At 64.6% G+C, this 21254-nt stretch carries 19 protein-coding genes; 3 read left to right on the top strand and 16 right to left on the bottom strand.

Features of this window, described 5'->3' with window-relative positions:
* Nucleotides 1-2 precede the first annotated feature (2 nt).
* The 4 genes from pgaA to M5B96_RS17125 form a co-directional block, all read right to left on the bottom strand.
* Nucleotides 3-2483, bottom strand: a complete 2481-nt coding sequence (gene pgaA, locus M5B96_RS17140; protein ID WP_248797921.1) for a poly-beta-1,6 N-acetyl-D-glucosamine export porin PgaA — start codon at nt 2481-2483, stop codon at nt 3-5.
* Nucleotides 2484-2665: 182 nt separating this feature from the next.
* Nucleotides 2666-4975, bottom strand: coding sequence for a CHASE2 domain-containing protein (locus M5B96_RS17135; protein WP_248797920.1), 2310 nt, complete (start codon nt 4973-4975; stop codon nt 2666-2668).
* 18 nt (nt 4976-4993) lie between these two features.
* A complete protein-coding gene (locus M5B96_RS17130; protein ID WP_248797919.1) occupies nt 4994-5971 on the bottom strand; it encodes a FecR domain-containing protein in 978 nt (325 codons plus the stop codon).
* 327 nt (nt 5972-6298) lie between these two features.
* On the bottom strand, nt 6299-6550 hold the full coding sequence (locus tag M5B96_RS17125; protein ID WP_248797918.1) for a hypothetical protein: 252 nt from the start codon (nt 6548-6550) through the stop codon (nt 6299-6301).
* Nucleotides 6551-6785: 235 nt separating this feature from the next.
* Between M5B96_RS17125 and M5B96_RS17120 the strand changes: the two genes are divergently transcribed.
* Nucleotides 6786-7499 carry a response regulator transcription factor gene (locus M5B96_RS17120; RefSeq protein WP_248797917.1) on the top strand — a complete coding sequence of 238 codons (714 nt, stop codon included), beginning with the start codon at nt 6786-6788 and terminating at the stop codon, nt 7497-7499.
* A 9-nt stretch (nt 7500-7508) separates the two neighbouring features.
* Here M5B96_RS17120 and M5B96_RS17115 read toward each other — a convergent pair whose 3' ends face one another.
* From M5B96_RS17115 to M5B96_RS17075, 9 genes are all read right to left on the bottom strand, one after another.
* Nucleotides 7509-9023, bottom strand: a complete 1515-nt coding sequence (locus tag M5B96_RS17115; RefSeq protein ID WP_248797916.1) for a YdgA family protein — start codon at nt 9021-9023, stop codon at nt 7509-7511.
* Between the two features lie 256 nt (nt 9024-9279).
* Complete coding sequence (locus M5B96_RS17110; protein ID WP_248797915.1) at nt 9280-9915, bottom strand: NADH:ubiquinone oxidoreductase subunit N; 636 nt, start codon at nt 9913-9915, stop codon at nt 9280-9282.
* Nucleotides 9916-10017: 102 nt separating this feature from the next.
* Nucleotides 10018-11466, bottom strand: a complete 1449-nt coding sequence (locus tag M5B96_RS17105) for an efflux transporter outer membrane subunit (protein ID WP_248797914.1) — start codon at nt 11464-11466, stop codon at nt 10018-10020.
* Nucleotides 11463-12362 carry an efflux RND transporter periplasmic adaptor subunit gene (locus tag M5B96_RS17100; protein WP_248797913.1) on the bottom strand — a complete coding sequence of 300 codons (900 nt, stop codon included), beginning with the start codon at nt 12360-12362 and terminating at the stop codon, nt 11463-11465. Before M5B96_RS17100 ends, M5B96_RS17105 begins: the two co-directional genes overlap by 4 nt.
* Entirely contained in the window at nt 12359-12568 is a 210-nt protein-coding gene (locus M5B96_RS17095) for a DUF1656 domain-containing protein (protein WP_248797912.1), read from the bottom strand. Before M5B96_RS17095 ends, M5B96_RS17100 begins: the two co-directional genes overlap by 4 nt.
* Nucleotides 12565-14649 (bottom strand): FUSC family protein, encoded by a 2085-nt coding sequence (locus M5B96_RS17090; RefSeq protein ID WP_248797911.1) that lies wholly within the window; start codon nt 14647-14649, stop codon nt 12565-12567. The genes M5B96_RS17095 and M5B96_RS17090 overlap by 4 nt, the downstream gene beginning before the upstream one ends.
* Nucleotides 14646-15104: a MarR family winged helix-turn-helix transcriptional regulator gene (locus M5B96_RS17085; RefSeq protein WP_248797910.1), complete on the bottom strand. Its 459-nt coding sequence runs from the start codon at nt 15102-15104 to the stop codon at nt 14646-14648. The genes M5B96_RS17090 and M5B96_RS17085 overlap by 4 nt, the downstream gene beginning before the upstream one ends.
* A gap of 91 nt (nt 15105-15195) precedes the next feature.
* A complete protein-coding gene (locus M5B96_RS17080; protein ID WP_248797909.1) occupies nt 15196-15441 on the bottom strand; it encodes a DUF2789 domain-containing protein in 246 nt (81 codons plus the stop codon).
* 109 nt (nt 15442-15550) lie between these two features.
* A complete protein-coding gene (locus tag M5B96_RS17075) occupies nt 15551-16012 on the bottom strand; it encodes an aminoacyl-tRNA deacylase (protein WP_248797908.1) in 462 nt (153 codons plus the stop codon).
* A 350-nt stretch (nt 16013-16362) separates the two neighbouring features.
* Between M5B96_RS17075 and M5B96_RS17070 the strand changes: the two genes are divergently transcribed.
* Nucleotides 16363-16944, top strand: coding sequence for an NfeD family protein (locus M5B96_RS17070; RefSeq protein ID WP_318654845.1), 582 nt, complete (start codon nt 16363-16365; stop codon nt 16942-16944).
* 2 nt (nt 16945-16946) lie between these two features.
* Nucleotides 16947-17714: a slipin family protein gene (locus tag M5B96_RS17065; protein WP_248797907.1), complete on the top strand. Its 768-nt coding sequence runs from the start codon at nt 16947-16949 to the stop codon at nt 17712-17714.
* A 102-nt stretch (nt 17715-17816) separates the two neighbouring features.
* Here M5B96_RS17065 and M5B96_RS17060 read toward each other — a convergent pair whose 3' ends face one another.
* The 3 genes from M5B96_RS17060 to M5B96_RS17050 all read right to left on the bottom strand — a co-directional run bounded on the left by M5B96_RS17060 (nt 17817) and on the right by M5B96_RS17050 (nt 21173).
* On the bottom strand, nt 17817-18806 hold the full coding sequence (locus M5B96_RS17060; RefSeq protein WP_248797906.1) for a sulfotransferase family protein: 990 nt from the start codon (nt 18804-18806) through the stop codon (nt 17817-17819).
* On the bottom strand, nt 18794-19585 hold the full coding sequence (locus tag M5B96_RS17055; RefSeq protein WP_248798107.1) for an aspartyl/asparaginyl beta-hydroxylase domain-containing protein: 792 nt from the start codon (nt 19583-19585) through the stop codon (nt 18794-18796). Before M5B96_RS17055 ends, M5B96_RS17060 begins: the two co-directional genes overlap by 13 nt.
* A gap of 91 nt (nt 19586-19676) precedes the next feature.
* The gene (locus tag M5B96_RS17050) at nt 19677-21173 is read right to left on the bottom strand and encodes a TolC family protein (protein ID WP_248798106.1); all 1497 of its coding nucleotides are present in this window, start codon (nt 21171-21173) and stop codon (nt 19677-19679) included.
* Between the last annotated feature and the right edge of the window lie 81 nt (nt 21174-21254).

Raw genomic sequence — 21254 nt, 5'->3', positions numbered from 1 at the left:
TTCTAGAAGCGGTAGGTCAGGTCGACGGTCAAGCGCACGTCGCGTTCGCGCTCGCCGTCATAGGGCCGGCTGATCCAACTCAGGTTGGCCCCGGCCTCCAGCACATCGTTCCAGCTTACCCGCTGGCCGTAACCCAGCAGCGCGACCGCACCCGTCGAGTAATCGCGCTGGCTGTAGGTCCCGGCGCCGACCTGGAATTGCTGGCTCCACTGGGTTTCGTAGCGGCGATAGAGAACGTGGTTGACGTTCACCGTCGGCAGCACGCTGAAGTCGGTCTTGGGGTTGAAGTACGGCACGTCTTCGCTCTTGCTGTTGTGGCTGGTGCCGACCTCCAGGCCCAGGTCCACCTGCACATGGGCTGTGCTGTAGAGGCCTTCGCGGCCGGTGAGCAGGGTCTCGGTGCGATTGTTGCCGTCACTGAAATGCGAGGGCGTGACCGCCAGTTTCCATTCGCGGCTTTCGTCGGCGCGCCAACGCAGGAACGCACTCGCCGAATTGGCGCTGATGTTGCTGTTCAAAGCACGTAGCGGCGTCGCCGCCGACAGCCGTTCGAGACTGCCGCCGTATTGCCAGTGATCGTTGATATCGAAGGCCGCCGCCAGGCGCGCGCCGAGCTTGTCGCCATAACCGTAGGACTGGTTGGAGACCTCGGCTTCGAGGCTCATGTCACGGGAGCGATTCTCCACCCCGAGGCGCTGCCAGCGGCGCTGGGCATCGCCTTCGGTGAAGCGGCCGAAGGCATAGCCGGCCCCGGCGAACAGCCGCCAGTCGGCATTGATCGGCGGACTGTAGAGCGTGCTTTCAATGCCATAGTCGCGGCTGCCGGTGACCGCGCCGGCACCAGCGGCACCGCCGCCGAAACTCTTGCCGGTATAAGCTTCGACCCGCAGCTCGGCCATCTCATGGACTTGGCGCAGACGCTCCAGGCGCTGGACCTGCAGGCTCTCGGCAAAGCGCGCGGCGACGTCGTCGGTAAGCACATCGAGCTGGCGCCACTCCTGCAACGCCAGGGCGCTGTTGGCCTGCGCCACTTCCAGTCCCAGGTCGCGCGGCGCCTCGCTTTCGGTTTCCTTGTTCAAGGCCTCGGCACGCCGTGGCCAGGCGCGGGCCAGGTACATATCGGCCTGGGCCACCCGCAAGCTGACATCACCCGGCGCCTGGGCGACCAGCGCGTCCAGACCTTGTTCGCTGGCGGCTAGATCACCGTTGTGCTGCCCCATCTGGATCGCCAGTTGCTGGGCGTCCAGCCAGGCGTCGTTGGGAATGCCACCCGGCAGGCCCTTGAGCTGCAAGCGCGGCGGTACGGTGAGCGCCAGGGCGTCCGCCAACGAGCGGGCTTCTTCCGGCTGGTCGCTTTCAATCAAGGCATAGACCAGTGCCGAGGTGTCGCCCGCCTGGTCCATGGGGTCCGCGCTGGACGCCGAAAGGATCTGCCGATACAGCGTCACGGCCTTCTCCGGCTCGCGCACCGCAAGGTAGGCCGAGGCAATCCAACGTTGGGCATAGGGCGGTATCGTCACCCCTTCATCAAGCAACTTCTGGTATTCGCCCAGCACCTCGGCATTGCGCGAGCGAGCCTTCAGCGCGCCCAGGCGGTCGATGCGCCAGTGCACCACGTCATCATGGGCCCGCGGGTCCGCGGACCAGGCCGCGAGCAGGCGGTCGTAATCGGCCAAGGCCCGATCGGCGACAACAAAACGCTCCTGCTCGGTGCGGGTCGGCAGCTCGGCCAGGCGTACCCGTTCGGCCGCCAGTTCGCCTTCGAGACGCCGAGTCGCGGCGGCATCGAGCAGCCCGGGATGCCGCTGGGCCAGGCGCAGGGCCGGTTCCGGCAAACGTGCGCGTTCCAGGGCGAACAGGTATTCACGCATCACGTCGGGTTTGTCCGAAGCCCGGACAAAGGCTTGGTCGTACTCGAACAAGGCATCACTGTCGGCGCCCGAGCGGGTCAAGGCATACCCCAGGGCCATGCGCCGGGAAGGCTCATCGGGCTGCCGGGCAACCTGCTCGCGCGCGCGCCGCACCGCGTCCCGGGGATCGCCGCCATCGGCCTCGGTAATCGCCAGGCCCAGTTGCAGGTCGGCATTCTGCGGTTCGCGCTCCAGGGCCTGGCGATACAGGCGTTCGGCCTCGTCCCAGCGTTTCAGGTTGCGATAGGCGCGGGCGACGGCGCTCAGCGCCTGGGTCGGCAAGCTCCGCTGGGCACCCTGGGTTTCATAGACGCTGACCACTTCGGCGTCCAGCCCGGCCCAACTGGCGATCTGCAAGTGATCGCTGATCTGGCCGACGGATTGTTGCGGGGCGGGCAGTTGGCGCAAATACACCAGTGCTGGCGTGTAGCTGCCATCACGGGCCTGCCGGATAAGCTGATCGTAAGACCCGTCGGCCCAGGCATTGAGAGGCCAGAGCAACTGGCTGCACAAAGCCATCCCCAACAACGGATGTAATCTGCCGCCCAGGCAGAGCAGAGCATTACGCGGCATATCGTCCTTTCCCCAATGACAGCCGGAGTCCAATGCTCCTGCCTGAGCAAACACACAGGGGGAGCCTGGCGACAGCGATCGAACACGCCAGCCGCCTGTCGTTCATCGAAGGGTAGACCAAAAAACCAAAGCCAAGATTGATTCAAATCGGTACCCGTGCAAAAGACCCGTGCGCCGCGCCCTCAGTCTTCCCAGAGGGGCAGGCAAAACCTGAATGTCGTGCCCTGGCCCTTGACGCTGGTGCAGTGAATCCGCCCGGCGTGCCGCTCGATCACCGCCTTGACCATCGACAAGCCCAGGCCCAGGCCTTCGGTGTCGCCGGCGCAAGCAAAGCGTTTGTACGGATCGAAGAGTTGCGGCAACTCCTCGGCGCCGATTCCCCGGCCCTGATCGCTGATGCCGCAGGTCAACGCGTGCTCCGCCACCTTCACGTCGAGGCTGACGCTGGTGCCGGAAGGACTGTATTTGATGGCGTTTTCCAGCAGGTTGAACAGCGCCCGGGTCAGCAACGAGGCATCGGCCCGCACCAGGCTTTCGTCGACCTCGTCGAGCCGATGGCGCAGCTCGATGCCCTTGAGCTGGGCCAAGGGCGCCACCTGGTCGAAGGCATCCAGCACCAGCATGGCGAACAGCACCGGCTCGAAGGTGTAAGCCTCCGACTCGGCCTTGGCCAGGTGCACGAAGGACTCGGTCAAGCCCAGGGCTCGGCGCACCTGCTGTTCGATCTGACGATAGACCGGCGCCTCGTCATGCTGCGCGCGCTGCACTTCGAGCAACGCCAGGATCGCCGAATGCGGCGCGCGCAGGTCATGGGACAGAAAGCGCAGCAAGTTCGCCCGTTGCTGCTCGGCCTCGCGCACCAGGCTCAGGTCCGCCAGGCTGAACAGCCAGCCGACCGCAACTTCATCTTCCGCCGAGCGCAGCGGTGCCAGGTCCAGCCGCAGGATGCGCTGGCGGCTATCGCGAAATTCCTGGCTCGGCAGTTCGGCCAAGGCCGGCCGCGCGGGTCCGTCAATTCCGGGAAAACCGAGGTTCGCCAGGCAATCGAGCCAGTCTTCGCCCAACAGCCCGGGCCCCAGCAGCTCGCGCGCGCTGCGGTTGGCGAGCAGTACCTGGCCCCGGGTGTCGCTGATCAGCGTGGCAACGGGCAGGCATTCCAGGCCATCGGCCATAAACCGCCGGGTATCGCGGGTGCGCCCGAGGGCCTGCTCCAACGCGGCGATGCGGCCTTGCAGGACATCCCCCTTGGGCAGCAACGGTCGACGTCGTTCGGGCAGCACCCGGGGCTCGTCGTCCAGGCGGGCCAGCTCCCAGCCGAAGTAGGCCAGTACCGCACTCAGGCGTCGCCAGTTCCAGATCAGGTAGGCCAACAGAAAACCGCTCAGGCTGGCGGCCGGCGACCACCACAGGCCGAACCGCAACAAGCCCCAGGCCACCAGCAGCACCGCCGCCATGCCGGCGAGCGTCAGCCACAGGGCATAACGCGCACGCAGCAGCAGCCCGCCCAGCAGGAGTGCCACCGCCAACACCGACAACAGCAGGCCCGACAACGGCGCCAGCTCGACAATGCTGCGCTGCTGCAACAGGCCGTTGAGCAGGTTCGCCTGGATCTCCACCCCGGCGGTGGTGCCGGCCTGCCCGGACAGCGCTGTGACATAACGATCCCCCAGGCCCGGCGCAGTGGCGCCCACCAGGATCAGCCGATCACGCAGCAGCGCTGCCGGTACTTCACCGCGCAGTACGCTGATGTAAGGCACGCTGGGAAAACCGCCAGCCGCCGCGATAAAGGGCAGCAGGATTGCGTTCTGTCGCTGCCACCCATGCAGTTCGGAAACCTCCCCGGCACCGGGCATCGATGGCCGTTCAGACGCCGGCAGCGCCATCTGGTAGGCCAGCCAGGCCAACTGTTCACGGGGGCGCCGGGACGGCCCTTCGCGCAGGTACACCCCACGCACCACGCCGTCGTTGTCCGCTTCGACGTTGATATGGCCGACCGCCCTGGCGCAACGGCGCAACGGCTCGATCGGCTCGATTTCCCCCAGCGCCGTGGCAAATCGCGGCACGCCTTCGCGCAGCAGCGGCAGGAGCACATTCCCGGCACGACATAACGCCTGGGCCAGGCGTTCGTCGCCGCCGGCGGCCGCCTCCGGCTCGCTGAAAATCACATCGAACAACACCCCCCGGGGCTGCGCCGTGCTCAAGCGCTCAAGCAGCTCGGCATGCACGCTGCGCGGCCAGGGCCAGCGCCCCAGGGCCTCGAGACTGCGGTCATCGATGGTCACCAGGAGAATTCGCGGGTCGACCGGCAGGGGGTTCAGGCGGCTCAACCGATCATAGAGAAAATGGCTGAGCGCCAGGTTCTGGCTCAGGGACAGCAGCGCGGTCAACGGCAACAGCAACACGCCGACCAGCAACCATTCGCGCAACAGGCCACGGAACAGGCGCTGGGCCTGCGTCGGCTCGCGTTCCTCGTGCCGCCGCCAGAACCTCATGAACGCCAGGTACCGTAGCTATTGCTCATGAACCGTCCGGGGCCAGTAGTAGATATCGTAGATCCCAGTCTGGCCTTCAAGTCCCTGTTCGTCGAATGCCGACAGCCGCACGTGGTAGAACGCCGCCTGCAAACCGCTGAAACGAATATCCGGGGTGCTGGAAAACCGCTCCTGCTTGATATCGAGGAACGCCGCGTCGGTGGCGACCTGGGCGCGGTAGCGCCGGGCACCGTCCAGGGGCTGGAGAAACAGTTGCCAAATCGGCTTGTCGCCGCGCTGGCCGTCTTGCCCGAGCAGGCGCGGGGCCGCCAGCAGTTCGACCGGCCTGAGTTCGCCCTTGCCCTGGATCTTCAGGCCCTGCCGGGCGTTGACCCGCACCTCGGGCTCGGCCGCAACCGGGCGCTTGCCAGGCGCCGACAGCGCTCCGGAGCGGCTCACCGTGACCTGGCCGTCGAGCACTTCGACCAGCGCCTGAGCGTCTTCGCTACGGGTACGAAAGTGCGTGCCGCGAACCCCGAGCACGCCGACCGAAGTGCGAATCTGGAAGCGATCATGCGCGCTGGTGCGCTTGATCACGTAGGACTCGACCTGACCTTGTTCGAGCTGTAGCTGCGGCACAGACTGCGTCTCGTCCAGTTCCAGACGTACCTGCGAGTTGGACGGCAGCACGATCCGCGAACCATCGCCCAGCCCCAGGCTGACAAAGGCATCGCCCGAGGTTCTCAGCCCTTCGTGCTCCTCCAGGTTCATCCCCTCTTCCAGGACCGATTGCTGACCCTTGGCATCCAGCTTCCAGGCCTCGCCCGCCAGGTGCAGCACCACCGCCGGAAACGGTTGTGGGCGGCATTGCTGCTCGCGATCAAGGTAAGGCGCACGCAGGGCCGGCGGCGCCGCCAGGGCATTGTCGGCGAACAGGCAGAAGGCTACGCCGAGCAACAGGCCCGGGCGGGACAGCAGGACAGGAAAATACAGGTGCGAAAAAAAGCGTTCGCTCATGGGCTTGGCCGCTCAGGCTCCGGAAGGAGCAGGATCGAAGTAAAGGAACGACGGCACACAACCATCCGGGCCCATCATGCCACAGCGCTCCAGTCAGCCTGGCCACACTGTGTTGCTTCGTATGAATGCACAGCGAGGCGTGACAGAAAAATGGCCAAGGGCGGACATCCTGACCGTCCCTTGGCGGCGGTCCGTGTGGATCCGAACCGCCACCCGTCCATGGGTCGGACTTGCTCCAAAGTGCCCCTGTATTGCTGGAGCTACTCTATGGGTAAAACCGCGCTGCCCGGCGAATCTGTCAGATTTGTTCAGAATTGCTCCTGCCGCTCAGAATACCCAGCGCGGTTGCTCCCGAGGGGCGATGACCTCTCCGGTGGTCCACAGCGTCGGCGCGGAAAATGCCGCGGTCCAGCGGTCCTCGGGCGCCACGGGCAGCCGTTCGGCGACCGACGAGGAACAGCCCGACCCGTAATGGAACAGCCCGACGACAAAACCGAAGCCAAGGCACAGGCTCAATCCGGACAACAAGCCGAACACCACCCAGGATGGAAAACCGCTGAAACGAAGGGGACTGCCCATGGATCCTTCTCCTTGACCGTGCAAATCGTTACCCTGCGCCTGCCCCCACAAGGGCCGCCGGGCGCCAGATAAAAGCCATTTGACATCAGCCTAGCCAGCCATCGCCGGTCCCTGAGGAATTCGCCAGAATTGTTCAGATTTGACGGTCGACTTACAGACCTTCGCGTAGGAAATAGCCTGTAGAGTCACCTTTTGCGAGACAGAACCGCCGCCAAACGAGGAGATAGGTCCGGACATGCGTGTCGCCATACTCGACGACGAACCCGCCGAACTGCGCCGGGTCGAACAGACCCTGGGGCAGATCGCCGGTGCCGGGGAAGCCCCCTGGACCCTGCACGCTTTCGAGCGCGGCGAGGACCTGTTGCGTCAGTTGCGCCGGGAAACCTTCGACCTGCTGATTCTCGACTGGCAGGTGCCGGACCTCAGCGGCCTGGCGCTGTTACGCTGGACCCGCGAGCACATGGAGGTACCCCCGCCGGCCATCATGCTCACCAGCCGCGATGCCGAGAGCGATATCGTCCTGGCCCTGGGCAGTGGCGCCGATGATTACGTGAGCAAACCGTTCCGTGCCAACGAACTCAAGGCGCGGGTCAACGCGGTACTGCGCCGGCATGCCGGACAGCGCGGCAACGCCAGCGAAATCGCCACCTTCAACGATTTGAGTTTCGACGATGCCGAACTGACCGTGAGCCGCTCAGGTCGCCCGCTCAACCTGACCGAGCGTGAGTATCGCCTGGCGCGCTGCCTGTTCAGCAACCTCGGGCGGCCGCTGTCGCGCGAATATCTCTACGAGCGCTTCTGGCCCCATGAAGAAATGCTTTCCTCGCGGCCCCTCGATACCCATATCTATCGCCTGCGCAACAAGCTGGGCCTGACCGCCGAACACGGTTGGCAGTTGCTGACGATCTACGGCTATGGGTATCGACTGGAAAGCGTTACCTCCGGTTGAACGCTGGGCTCAAGGCTGTTCGCCGCCGCCCATGCCACCGAACTTGGTCAGCAGCAAGGTGATGAAGTCTTCCACCGGCATCTTCTGCCCGTTGAAGTCCACCTGGCCGTTGGCATAGTGCAATGACGAGACGATATCGTTGCCTTGCACCGTCGCCATCTCCGTGGACAAGGCCATGGTGCCGGCCATTTCACTGGCCATCGAGGCCTGGCGGGTGATGGCCGCGGGGTCGGTCTGGCCCTGGATCTGCGCCTGCAGGCCAGCCAGGTCGGCGATCATCGGCTTGGACAGCAAGACCTTGGCATCCAGTTGCGAGACCAGTTGCTTGCCCAGTTCCACCGGTGGCAGCTCAGTGGAAGACGGGTTGGTCAGGTCCACCACCAGGCTGGCGCGGCTTTCGCCGTTGGCGGTCTTGAGCGAGAAGTTTTCCAGGGCGATCTGCGGCTTGCCGGCCAACAATTGCTTGATGTCGGCTTCGGCCTGGGCCTGCTGGGCCGGGGTCAGTTCCGGTACCGCCGCTTCAGGATCTTCAGCGCCTGCCGCCTGGGCCTTTTGCAGCGCTTCCAACTGGATCTGGTACAGCTTGATCAGCGATTGCATCGCCGGGAAATCCAGGTTCTTCGCCGTCCAGCTCATCTGGGCACTGCCCACCGGCTTGTCGTTGTAGTCGATGGAGGCAACGTTATAGGCCAGGCGTCCGGCGAGCACATTGCCCTGCGCTTCCGTTGAATCTTTCTGCTCGAAGCCCTTGATCGTGACCACCGCCGGCTTGACCCCAAAGCCCAACTTGGTCTCGCTCAGCTCGATGACGTTCTGCCCCAGGTAGAAACCCAGGTCGCTCTTGGTCAAGTCGCTGGCCAGGGTCAGACCGCTCAGTTCGACCTGCACCGGCCCCTGCTCCGGGGAGACCGCGGACACCTTGAGGTTGTCCATATAGCCGTTGAGCTTGATCTTGGCGGCCTGATCGCTGGCGGAGACCGCCAGGTTCAACCCGGAGAATTTCACGCTGGTGCTGGCGTCCGGCGCGAAGTCCAGCGGCACCAGCTCGACATTGCCGTCCACCGAACGGTTGTAGCCCAGGGCGACCTCGCCCTTGAGCGGTGCGGCGCCCTTGGCGGCGTCGAACCACTTGGCGGTGGCGTCGTTCTTTTCCAGCTCATAGTTGCTGTTGACCATCACCGGTGCCAGCTTCAGCGCCTTGACACGCGACCACGGCAACGGCCCGTGTTCGATATGGTCGACGAACAGCAGCTCGATGTCCTTCTTCTCTTCGCCGACCTGCAGGTTCTGCAACTTGACGCGGTAGTGCGCGGTACTGGTGAACAGATGGCGATCCAGCGATACCAACTCGATATTGGCGCTGCCGCCGGCACTGGCCAGGGCGCTCTTCAACTGTTGGTTGGCTTCCTGGATCGAGGTGTTCAGCACCCCTTCCAGTTGATTGCCGGTGTACCACGCGCCGACGGTGCTCACCGCACCGACCACCACGACAAAACCTAGAAGCAAGCCTGCTGATTTATTCATGAATTGACCCGATCGATGTCCGTTAAGTGGAGAAATGCTGGTCTTCCTGACCCCTGACCGGAGCCGGCTCGACAATGCCCGAAAGGACGCAGGGTAGCATTTGCCGGAGCAGGTCCCAAGGCTTTGCCCTCAGGGCCAGTGGCCAGCACCTCATCCTACGGACAATAGCGAAATGACTGACACCGCAGTACGGGAATCGTGCACTCAGCCGCGCCCATCGGCGGCCGGCGGATTGGCGGCGCCAGGGAGGGGGGCTTCAGGAATACTGGACCTCCATCTCATCCAGTTGATGATCGAAAGTCTTCAAGCGTGCGGTCCAGGTGTACACCAGCACCTCGAAGTCGCGGTTGATCACCACGCCATCCGGTGAGTCGTTGCGCGGGTCGCAGACGTCCAGTTGATGGCGTTCACGGGCCATGGCCGTGGCCACATCGGCCAATTCGCGGGCGTTGCTCAGCCAGTGGCGCTCGTCATGGGCCACTTCGCGGTCGAGTTTCAGGCATTGGTTTTTCAGCGCTTCGAGGCTTTTTTCCAACGGGGTACCGGTGAGTTCGCCCATGACTTCCTGGAAGGTCTGCCCCGGTTGCCAGTAGCTGCCCCAGAAATACCGGTCGAAGACGGTTTCGACCCGGCGCAGGGCGACTTTGGTGTCCCAGACCAGCACCAGGGTCTTGCTCTGGGACAGTTGGCGTTTCTTCACCTGCTGCGCCTGGTAGCTGGCCCAGGCCACCACGGCGATGGACAGCACCGCGATCAGCGCCGTGGCGCTGTCGAGAAAGACCAGGGCCTTGTCGATCTGCTGCGCCAGCATGACGCCATAGAAGTAGGTCGCCGAAAGCAGGACCAGCGCCACCACCGCACACCAGAAACCAGGAGCATAAGGGTTTTTCATTATTAGAATCCCCATCGGGCCACGCTGACCGCGATGGTTAGGATTCACCCAGCGCTTCCCACCAGCGGCGACCAGCCGATAGTTCAAAGCATAGCAACGGACTCAGGGTTTCGCGTGCTCGGCAGGTGGCGTTCGTCCGCTTTCCCAACCACCGCCCAGGGCCAGGAACAGTTCGATCTGACTCATCGCCACCTGGGTGTTGGCGGAAGCCAGTTGTGCGCGGACATCAGTATAGGTGCGGGTCGCCTGCAGGTCGGCGAGGAACGAGGCGCGACCGGCGGTGAAGAAGCGGTGCGTCTGGCCCGCCGCCAGCTTGGCCGACTGCTCGGCATCCGCCAGTGCATCGCGGCGGTCGAGCTGCGCGGTGTACTGGGTCAGGCTGGTCTGGGTTTCACGGATGGCGTTGAGCACCACTCCGTCGAAATGCGCCAGGGCGCCCTGGGCACCGGCCTCGGCTTCACGGATCCGGGCGCGGGCGCCATTGGTCGGCACGGTCCAACTGATCGCCGGACCGAAGCCCCAGCGATTGGTCGACGGCTCGCCCAGGTCTTTCAGGATACCGACGGTGCCCACCGTGGCGCCGATGCTGATGTTCGGGTACAGCTCGCCCGTGGCCACGCCGATGCTGGCCGTCGCCGCCGCCAGCCGGCGTTCGGCCTGGCGGATATCCGGACGGCGCTTGAGCAGCTCGGCGCCGTCGCCCACCGGCAGCAACTGGCTGATATGCGGCAGCGTGGCGCACTCGGCGACACCGGCCGGCAACTGCTCCAGCGGCTTGGCCAGCAACATCGACAAGCGGTACAAGCCGGCCTGGCGCGCGGCCTGGTAGCGCGGCAACTCGGCGCGCAGGGATTTGAACTGGGTCTGGGACCGGGTGACCTGGGTTTCGTCGCCGCGCCCGGCATCACGCAGACGCTTGGTCAGCTCGGTGCTCTGGGCTTGCAGTTCGAGGGACTGCTCGGCGATCTTGCGCTCTTCGTTGGCCGCGCAGACCTGGGTGTAGGAGCGCACCACATCCGCCACCAGGGTGATACGGGCCACGTCGCCCGCCGCCTGGGTCGCGTCGGCATTGGCTTTGGCCGCCTCGATGCCGCGTTGCAAGGTGCCCCACAGGTCGAACTGATAGGACGCGGAAAGCGCGATCTCCCCGATGTTGGCCACCGGCACCTTTTCCGGCAGCAGGAACGCCTGGCCGGACTCCTGCAACCGTTGGGCGCCGGCTTTCACCCCGGCACTGAAACCGCCGGCTGCCTCGGCCTCTTCCACCTGGGCCCGGGCCCGCGACAGGCTTGCCGCCGCCACCCGCAAGTCGGTGTTGGACGCCAGCGCCTGGCGGACCAGTTGATCCAGGCGCGGGTCCTGGTACAGCCGCCACCAATCGGTCGGCACCGGCGCCGACACCACATTGTCGCCTTCGCCGGCGATGCTCCCTTGCAGGTCCTTGCGCTGCATCGCCGAATCGGCCGGCAGGTGATAATCCGGACCAACCATCGAGCATGCCGACAGCATCAGGCCGAGGCCCAGGGTCGCGACTTGCGTCAGCGCTTTCATTGCGCGGTCTCTTGTTTCGGCGCGGCCTTGGCGTCATTGATGATCGACACCGTGGCCGTACGCCCGGCGATCATGCGAAAGTCCGCCGGCACCTCGTCAAAGGCAATCCGCACCGGAATCCGCTGGGCCAGGCGCACCCAACTGAACGCCGGATTGACGTTGGGCAGCAGGTTCGAGCCGCTGCTGCGGTCGCGGTCCTCGATCCCGGCGACGATGCTTTCGACATGCCCGCGCAACCGCGCATTGTCACCGATCACCCGGATATCCACGCCCTGGCCGACCTGGATGCCGTCGAGCTTGGTTTCCTCGAAATAACCGTCGATATGGAAGGAACTGCTATCCACCACCGCCAGCACCGGCCGCCCGGCCGTGACGAACTCGCGCTCACGCGGGGCGCGGTCGTTGACGTAGCCGTCCACCGGGCTGCGGATCACCGAGCGGTCGAGGTTCAATTGCGCGGCGTCCACCGCCACCTGGGCTTCGCTCAGGGCCAGTTCGGCCCGGGCGACCCGCGACTGGCTTTCCTCCAGTTGCTCGCCGGCCACCAGGTTACCCAGGCCACGGTTACGCTTGTTCTCGCGCTGGGCCTGGGCCAGGGTTTCCTGGCGGTCGGCCAGCGCCGCCCTGGCTTGGCGCAGCGCCAGCTTGAAGCGGTCCTGGTCGATGCTGAACAGCACCTGGCCACGGCTCACCGGCTGGTTGTCACGCACCTGCGCCTGCTGGATCAAGCCGGACACGTCCGGGGCGATCTGCACGATATCGGCGCGGATATGCCCGTCCCGGGTCCAGGGCGCGAACATGTAGTACATCACCATGCGCCAGACCACCAGGCAGGCGAAGATCACCACCAGCAAAGTCAGGACTACACGGCCAATGGTCAAAAGAGGTTTTTTCATGTCATCAGGTATCGACTGAACGAATCCACAACGCCCAGCAACAAAGCGTAGAGACCGACGTTGAACAAGGCCCGGTGCCAGACCAGGCGGTAGAAGTGGAAGTGCGTCAACAGCCCGTGCACCACCAGGTACAGCGCATACGTAATGCCCATCAGCACCAGCAGCGTGGGCAGGAACACCCCGCTGATATCCAGGTCACCGATCATAAAGGCACCCCATTGATCCCATACGGAACACTCGAAGGCTGATCGCCGCTATCGACGAATTCCACGCCGGGCAACAACGCCAGGCGCAGTCCACTCAAGGCGTGCAACAGGTGCAGGCGGGTTTCGCCATCGTCCAGCCCCTGGGAACTCAGGGCCCGCCGCGTGCGGTCCAGGGTCATCAGCAAGGGCGCCGGTGCCGGCAGGCGCTCACGTGCCTTGAGGCAGGCGCGGAAGTACTCGCCGACCTCCTCCACCACCTGTTTGAGCAGCACATTCGCCCCCCCCAGCACCCGTGGCGTGTAGGCCAGCAGGTCGAGCAGGTTGAGTGCCACCCGCAACTCGCGCAGCGCCGCACCGGTGTCCTGGCCGGTCATGGCCAGCCGTGGCAGATGCTGCATCAGCCGGTCGAGCATCTGCGCGCCCAGGTGCCGGTGTTCGGCCAGGGTCGCCGGCTCGGTCAGCCCGACGATGTCGTGCCAGCTGAAACGGGTCAGGCGCTTGGCCGCCAGCTCGGCGCCGAAAGGCCGGGCCACCAGGGTCCAGACAAAAGCGAACAGCAGGCCCACGGGACCGGCCAGGTTGGAGTTGGTGAAGTTCAGGAAGTCGGCGTCGTAGGCGCCCTGGATGCTGATGAAGGACGAGGTATTGACGATGGTCAGCAAGGTCCCGAGGTAGAAACGCGGCTGCACGGTGAGGGTACCGACGCAGATAAAGGGCACGGCGAAGGCCAGCACCAGCATCGGGAAATCGTGCAGGTTGGGCAACACCACGAACAGGTAGAGACTGGCGAAAATCACCGACATCGCGGTCCAGAAAAAGAACCGGTAGATCTGCGGCGCCGGGTCGTCCATCGCCGCGAAAAAGCTGCAGGCGACCGCCGCCAGGATCACCGCGCTGGCGCCGTCGGTCCAGCCGAGCAGAATCCACAGCAGCGAGGCGACAATGATCGCCAGCACCGTCGAACCCGCCGAATAGAGCATCAGGCCACGGTCGAGAAATGGCGTCAGGCGGCCCAGGCGCCAGTGGCGATAGACCGCGCGCCAGTTATCCTGGCTCTCGCAGCGGATGGCGTATTGCAGGCTACGCAGGTCCTGCCACAGGTCAATCCACTCGCCGAGACGGTAGAGGGCGTTGGAGAACAGCAGCTGGCGCCGGTCATCCAGCTCGACCGGGCCGGGTTGCAGGCTTTCGACCTGGGCCCGCAGGGCTTGCCAGCGTTCGACCAGCGCATCTTGCGTGGTGCTTTCCAGCCATTCACGGGTGGCCACGAGCAAGGGTTCGAAACGCGCCACCAGCTCCGGCGTGCGTCGCTCCATCGCATACAAGGCGTCGTCCAGGGCATCGACCACCGGCAACAGGTGGATCATCCGCCCGCGCAACTCCTTGGTGTTGCGCACGGTCTGTGGCCGGGCGCCTTCGTGGGGCAACTGGCCGATCATCATTTCAAGGCTGTTGAAGGTCGCGACCATCGCCGAGCGCAGCGTGCTGACTTCCTCGGCCTGCACGTTGCGCGAAAGAAAACGCAGGCTGTAGGTCGAGGCATCGCCGAACCACTTACCCGCCGCGTCGATAAACACCGGAGCCAGGCGCCGGGGCCAGAACATGCTGCCGACCACCGCCGCCACGGCAATGCCGAGAAAGATTTCCTCGGTCCGCGACACCGCCACATCGAATACGCCCAGGGGGTTATCGACCACCGGCAGGGCGATCATCGGCATGGTGTAGCCGGCGAGCATCAGCGCGTAGCTGTTGGCGGTGCGCAGGTGCAGCGAGAGAAACAGCAGGATGCCGGTCCAGAGCGCGACCGCCACCACCAGCAGATAGGGGGTCTGTACGAACAGCGGGACGAACAGCACCGCCGCCGAGGCCCCGAGAAAAGTACCGACCGCGCGATACAGGGCCTTGGAGCTGGTGGGACCGACGAATGGGCTGGAGACGATATAGACGGTGGCCATGGCCCAGTAGGGGCGCGGCAGCTCCATCAGCAAGGCGATATACAGCGCGATCATCGAGGCGGCGAAGGTGCGCACGCCGTAGAACCAGTCGCGGGCAGGCGGCATGCCGGTCCAGAAACCGTTCACGGGTTGGCCACTCCGAGGTGCTGCCCGGCCGCTTCGAAGGCGCGGATGACCCGCAGCGCCGCTTCCAGATCAGCCGGTGCGATGCCGTCGAGGACTTCACTGCGCAAGCGGATCAACTGGCTTTCGATGTCATGCATCAGGTGCTCGCCGGCCTCGGTCAGGCTCAGGCATTTCGCGCGGCGGTCGCTCGGGTCTTCGCTGCGCAACACATAGCCGGCATTGCACAACTGGTCGAGCAGGCGCACCAGCGACGGGCTCTCCATACCCGCTTCGTGGGCCACGGTAACCTGGCGCACACCCGGCCCCATGCGCCCGATCAGCAGCAACGGCATGGCACAGGCTTCGGAGATCCCATAGTTGACCAGCGTGGTCTGGCACACCCGGCGCCAATGGCGCGAGGCGACGACGAGGCCGGCACTGATATGCTTGTGCAACTGTTCGAGGTGCTTGGACACGGGGAGATTCGCATTGTTAGTTTGCTAACTATCAATATCTCGCATCAATCGCGCCTCGTCAAGTTTTGAAACAATTACGCCATGCCGTGCCTTAAACGCCTCTCCCCTTCCTCAACAACACATCCAGCTGATCCACCACTTCCGCCCAGTCGGCATCGTCGAGAATCTCGCTCCGCAGAAAGTCCGCCTGGCTCTTGCTCCAGAAAAAAGCGTCGGCCAGATGCAGCTCCGGCTTGAGCGGCGAATGGGTGGCGACAAAGCGATCGATGCTGACCGGGTCGTCGGGCAGGCCCAGTTGCTTGAACAGGGATGGCAGGCTGTGGTCAGGTGATTCCATGGGGCTCTCCAGTACAGGAAAAATGGCGGTGCTGGTCAGACAGTCGCGCGAGCAAGGGCGTTCCCGCTGCAAAGCACCGCGTGAGTACGGAACGGACCGTGCCCGGGCCTCAATGACAGACCTCGCACACCTCGGCATGCGGTACCAGTTTCAGGTACTGGTCCATCTGCATATGCACCAGATTGTGATGGTTGCCGGCTTCCACGTAGATGTCGTGCTGGCGGGTCAGTTGCGGATCGACCACCATTTTCAAGCCATAGGACTCGCCCAGCGCCGGTACCGCCCCGCGTTCGCAGTCCTGGAACAGATAGGCCAGGGTGCTTTCCCGGGTAATCTGCCAGGTACTGGCGCCACGGACCTTGCTCAGGTCCAGGTGCTGGCTGGCGGGCAGGACCGCCATCAGGTAGTGGCCGTGCTGGTCGTCGAGCACCACCGACTTGGCCATGCGCTCGGCCGGGATCCCCGCCAGGCGGGCGGTTTCCAGGCTGCTGGACGAATGCGGATGAGCGACGATGTCGAATTCGCAGTGCGCCTGTTCCAGGCTGCGCTGCACGGTTTTTGCCATGCGCATGATGCACCTCCGAGCCCTGTCGAATGCCCCAGGGCGATGGGTTTGCTGCCTTCCTTGGGTAAGAGTCTAGGCAGTTCGGCGCCGGGCGTCGGCTTAACGTCAGTAACCGTTCTCGCTATCACAGGTCCTCGATAGTCGGGTCGGGTCTAAAAAGCTTCGCGGGCAAGTCCTGCTCCTACATGACAGCGTCATACCCAGATGCTGTGTACATCCCGAACCTGTGGGAGCGCGTTGGCTGGAGAGGCGGCACGACCGCTCCGGGAGCGGCAGCGAGCAGAGGTTTATCCGGCGGGGCGCCCCCGCTCGACTAAGCTTCTTGATGGGGGTAACGAAACTCGCGGAGAACTCAAGTGAGCAGTCGTTGCTGGTGGGCCTGGTTGCTGTTCGGGTGGCTGATCGTCTGGCCCATCGGGCCCCAACTTGCCGAAGGCGCCGACTCCGTCGTGACCCTGCTGGTGCTGCCCATCGACGACTCCGGCTCCGGGCTGATCCTGCTGGGCATCGCCCTGATCGTCGCCGAAGCCCTGGTGCCAAGTTACGGTGCGATCGGCGCCAGCGGTCTCGTCGCGGTCGTGGTCGGCACGCTGGTCCTGTTCAACCCACAGCTATTCGACGACAACACCGCCCAGCCGCTGAAACTCAGCCTGATGCTCATCGGCACGCTCTTGCTGCTCGGCGTGATCGGCGCCGCAATCAAGGCCCACCGACGCAAGGTGGTCAGCGGCGATGCCGGGCTGGAAGGCAGCCTGACACCCATTACCGCCCTGAAAGCCGGCAATGCCTACGCCGGCTGGGTGCAGTTGCAAGGCGAAAACTGGCAGGTCCTGAGCCCGACACCGCTGCATCCCGGTCAACAGGTACGGGTGATCGCGCGCAAGGGCCTGCTATTGGAAGTGAAAGCCGTTGACGACCCGCCCAGGCGAGGAGATTGATCATGGTCCTGCAATTGGGTTCCGGCGCGCTGCTGGCGTTCCTGCTGCTGATGCTGGTGGCGTCGACCTTTCGCATCCTGCGTGAATATGAACGCGGCGTAGTGTTCCAGCTCGGACGCTTCTGGCAGGTCAAGGGACCCGGGCTGATCGTGTTGATTCCGCTGGTCCAGCAAATGGTCCGGGTCGACCTTCGTACGGTGGTGCACGACGTGCCGCCCCAGGACGTGATCACCCGCGACAACGTCTCGGTGAAGGTCAATGCGGTGCTGTACTTCCGCGTGCTCGACCCGCAGAAGGCGATTATCCAGGTGGAGAACTTTCTCGCCGCCACCAGCCAACTGGCCCAAACGACGCTGCGCGCGGTACTCGGCAAGCATGAGCTGGATGAGCTGCTGGCCGAGCGGGAAAAGCTCAATGCCGATGTCCAGCAAGTGCTGGACGCCCAGACCGATGCCTGGGGGATCAAGGTGGCCAACGTCGAGATCAAGCATGTGGACCTCAACGAGTCGATGATCCGCGCCATCGCCAAGCAGGCCGAGGCTGAACGGGAACGGCGGGCCAAGGTGATCCACGCCGAAGGCGAACTGCAGGCCTCCGAGAAACTGATGCAGGCCGCCGAAATGCTCGGACGCCAGCCGGGGGCCATGCAGCTGCGGTATATGCAGACCTTGTCGTCGATTGCCGGGGACAAGAGCTCGACCATCGTCTTTCCGCTGCCGATCGAGTTGCTGAAGGGCATGGCCGATCTGTCAGCGAAAGATAAGACCTGACGTCCGAGGACTGCCAATCAAGAAATTCAGCAACTGGCGCGGTCTTGTGGCGAGCGGGCTTGCCCGCTCGCCACAAATTTCGGCTAGGCATGAGACTCTGCGTCAACGTTGACGACCATTGCGCGCCAGCGGGCGGCGGCCGGTCGCGCCTGGCGGATTGCGTTCCGCGCGCAAAACTTCCAGGGCCTGATAAGGCCCCTCGGCCCAGAACGCCACCCGCTCCTTGAGCCGCTCGGAGGCTTCCCGGTGCTTGTCCTGGCTGTCCGGCACAAACACCTGGTCCGGTTGCTTGGCGTGCTGTCGGGCGACGGCAAACACCTGGCTGCGCTGCCGGTCGTCGAGCCCGAAGAACTCACCCAGATGCCCTCCCAATGCCCCCGGCAGTTCACTGTAGTTGACCGGCAAACCGCCAAAAGCCAGGCAGTGCTCCCAGCCCTGCCGGAGGATCCGCCCGAGGCGCGCGGCGATGTAGTCTTCCCGCGAGTCATCCTGCTCCGGCGTGTCCAACACGCTATGACCGATCATCCCCGGCACCATGTGCAGACCGGCCCGGCGCACATGGGACACGGCGACTTCCAGCGGATCGCGGTACAGGAACAACCAGGGCGTCTCGGGAAAACACTCGCGCAGCAAGGGCAACTCGCCGATATTCCAGGCGTCCAGCTTGATCACCAGGGCCTGTTCGGTGCCGCGCCGCCGCTGGCCGTAAGCCGCCAACAACCCTCGCACGGCGGCACGCCGCTCCTGCGGATCGAGCGCGTCGCGCAGCAGGCGGTCCAGCGGCGGCGGCTCGCTGATCACGATGTGGTTGTCCAACTGCGCCAGCATCTGGCCGATCAGCGTCGAACCGCAGCGCGAGGCATGATAGATAAACGCACTCGGCGCCACCGCCGGCACCTGCCATTCACTGAGCACCGCCAGCGGCGTCTCACGCCGAAAAGCCTGGTTGAACGGCAACTTCAGGGCTTCCTCCACCGAATCGCCAAAAAACGGCTGATCCAGCCGGCGCTCACCAAACCAGCACCAGTCGACACGCCAATGGACGTCTTCGCGCCAGACGCGAATCGGCAGCCAGTCTTTCAGGCCGTCCATGGCTGATTCCAATTGCGCCGGCCACGGAGCATGGCCGCGCGCAAGTCTTCACGGGCGAAGTGCAAGCCATGGGCGGCGGCGCGCTCCAGGGTCCGGGTGATAAAGGCTTCGCTGTCGGTCTGCGCCTGCAGTTCCCGAGACAGTTGCGGGTCACGCTCCAGCCATTGGCGAAACTGCTCGAGCGCCATGGCCGCCCGCCCCCGGCCAGGCGCCGGAGTGCTCGGCAGGCCCGCGGCAATCTGCTGCTCCAGCCAGGCACTCGGACGACAGTCGAGCACCAGGTGAACCCGCTCGCCCTCGCCCCAGTTGTCGACGCTATGGGGCCGCGCCAGGTCGAGAAACCAGCATTCGCCGGCCTTCATCGGAATGCACTGGCCATCGAGTATGAACTCCACCTCGGGCGGGCTGAGCAGGGGAATATGCAGGCGCCGGTCAGCGTCCGGAGGACTGAGGTCGTAATCGCGGTGTTCATGAATCCGCCCACCCGGGCCCAGCCGCAGCAGGCGCGCCGAACGGATTTCCAACGGCAGGCCCTGCAAGCCATAGGACCAGCGCGGGTCTTCCAGCCAGGGTTTGCGCGCCACCGCCTCGCCCTTGCCCGGCGCCAGTTCGCCCGGGGCATCGTTGGCGGACACCAGCGCCACCCCGCTCCACTCGCCAGTGAAGTAATCGCGATTGAAGTGCGCCACCCAGGCACTGTCGCCCAACTGCGCCAGGGCCTGGCGCAGCAGTGGCAGGTCCACGGCGACAGGCAGGCGGGAAAACGCCGGCCGGCTCAGAGAATGGCTCCCGCCACGCAAAGCCGCTCGAGCAACCGCCCGGCACAGGCCTCGCGTTGACTGCGGCTGATCGGCCCCCGGGGCAAGTCGGTCATTTCGCTTGAGCAGGCCTCACTGGTTCATCGATCTTGCCCGCGGCCCAATCGGACTCACGCGTGGCCAAGGCCCCGGCAATCGACTGGATCTTGGTCGAAGACACTTCCGGCGGCAGCGGATCCAGCCCGGCACTGGCAAAGATCTGCCCGTAGGCATTGCGCAGGTCGGCATAGGCCAGGTCGCGACGCAGGTCGGCCTGCAAGGTGTTGAGCTCGCCCTGGATCAGGTCCAGTTCACCGAGCCCAGCCGCCTTGTAGCGGTTGCGCAGTTGACCGGCGATCTGCCCGTCAATGTTCGACAGTTGCTGGCTGGTCTTGAACTGACGCAGCGCTTCATTGAAGTTGGCATTGGCCACGTAGAGCTGGGCCAGCACCGCGATGGACATGGCCTGGCGACGCGCCGTGGCCACTTCTTCGCCGGCCTTGGCAACGTCAATGGCCGCCGGTGCGGAGATCACATTGAACAGGTTCCAGGTGACCTTGACGCCGTAGTCGGCCCACTTGTCGTTGACCAGGAAGGAGTTGCTGTCGTAATGGCCGCCGGCGGAGAATTCCAGGCCCGGCAGCAGGCGCAGCATGGCCTTGCGGGTTTCGTTGGCGCTGATCCGGGTCTGGTAGTCCTGCTCGCGCAGTTCCGGACGGTTGGCCAGGGCTTCCTGCTCCAGCTTGCCCATGTCGACCTTGAGTTCCGGGATCTCGTAGTTTTCCGGAGTCGCCAGGGTCAGCTCGGTGCCCATCGGCAGGTTGATCAGGGTCGCCAGTTCGGTCTTGGCCAGGGTCAGGGCCTTGCGTTGTTCTTCCAGCTGGCGCGTGGCGACGATCAGGGCGCGCTGGTAGCCCAGGGCCTGGATCGGATCGCCAATGCGCTGCTCACTCATTTTCTCGCTGTTGCCCTGGGCCTGCTCGACCCGCGCCATCAGGCTATCGATCTGCTTGAGCAGGCGCTCGGCGGCCACGGCGCGCCAGTAGGCCGAACGCACGTCCTGGACGATGGTGTTGACCACCTTGCGCCGGCGCTCCTGGACGATCAGTCGTTGGTCGCCCTGCTGCTTGGCGTTGATGTAGCTCACGCCGAAGTCGAGCACGTTCCAGACCATGGTCAGGTCGCCGACGCGACGGTCGCGGTCCTGGGAAGTCGAAGGTACCAGGGACTGCTCCCCGGTCCGGACGTTCTGGCTGCTGGAAGCGCTGACATTATTACGCCCGGCATAGCCGGCGGAGAGCGCCATGCGCGGCAGCATGTCGAAGCTGGCGAGATCAAGTTGGCGCTTGGCCAGGGCCTCCTCCATGATCTTCAGCCGGCCCTCGAGATTGTACTTTACCGCGCGGGCCATGGCCTGGTGCAGGGTCAGCGGGCCGCTCAATGGCTCCTGATCCTTGAACATGGTCTGCATATCGCTCTTGGCACGTTGTTCGCTGACACTACGATCGATCGGCTGGCTGGTCACGGCACAACCACTGACTACCAGCGCCAACAAGCTGACGCTGAACAACTTCTGACTTCTTCTCATCCCTAGCTCCGCCCCTGACTAGCACATTCTTTTTTATAGGCGCCGACAACCGCCGGCGCAGAT

Origin of the sequence: Pseudomonas sp. MWU13-2105 (genome assembly GCF_023242315.1) — a bacterium.
In the GTDB taxonomy this organism is placed as follows: domain Bacteria; phylum Pseudomonadota; class Gammaproteobacteria; order Pseudomonadales; family Pseudomonadaceae; genus Aquipseudomonas.
The sequence above is the reverse complement of the archived record's forward strand: the minus strand, read 5'-3'. Positions and strand labels throughout refer to the sequence as shown.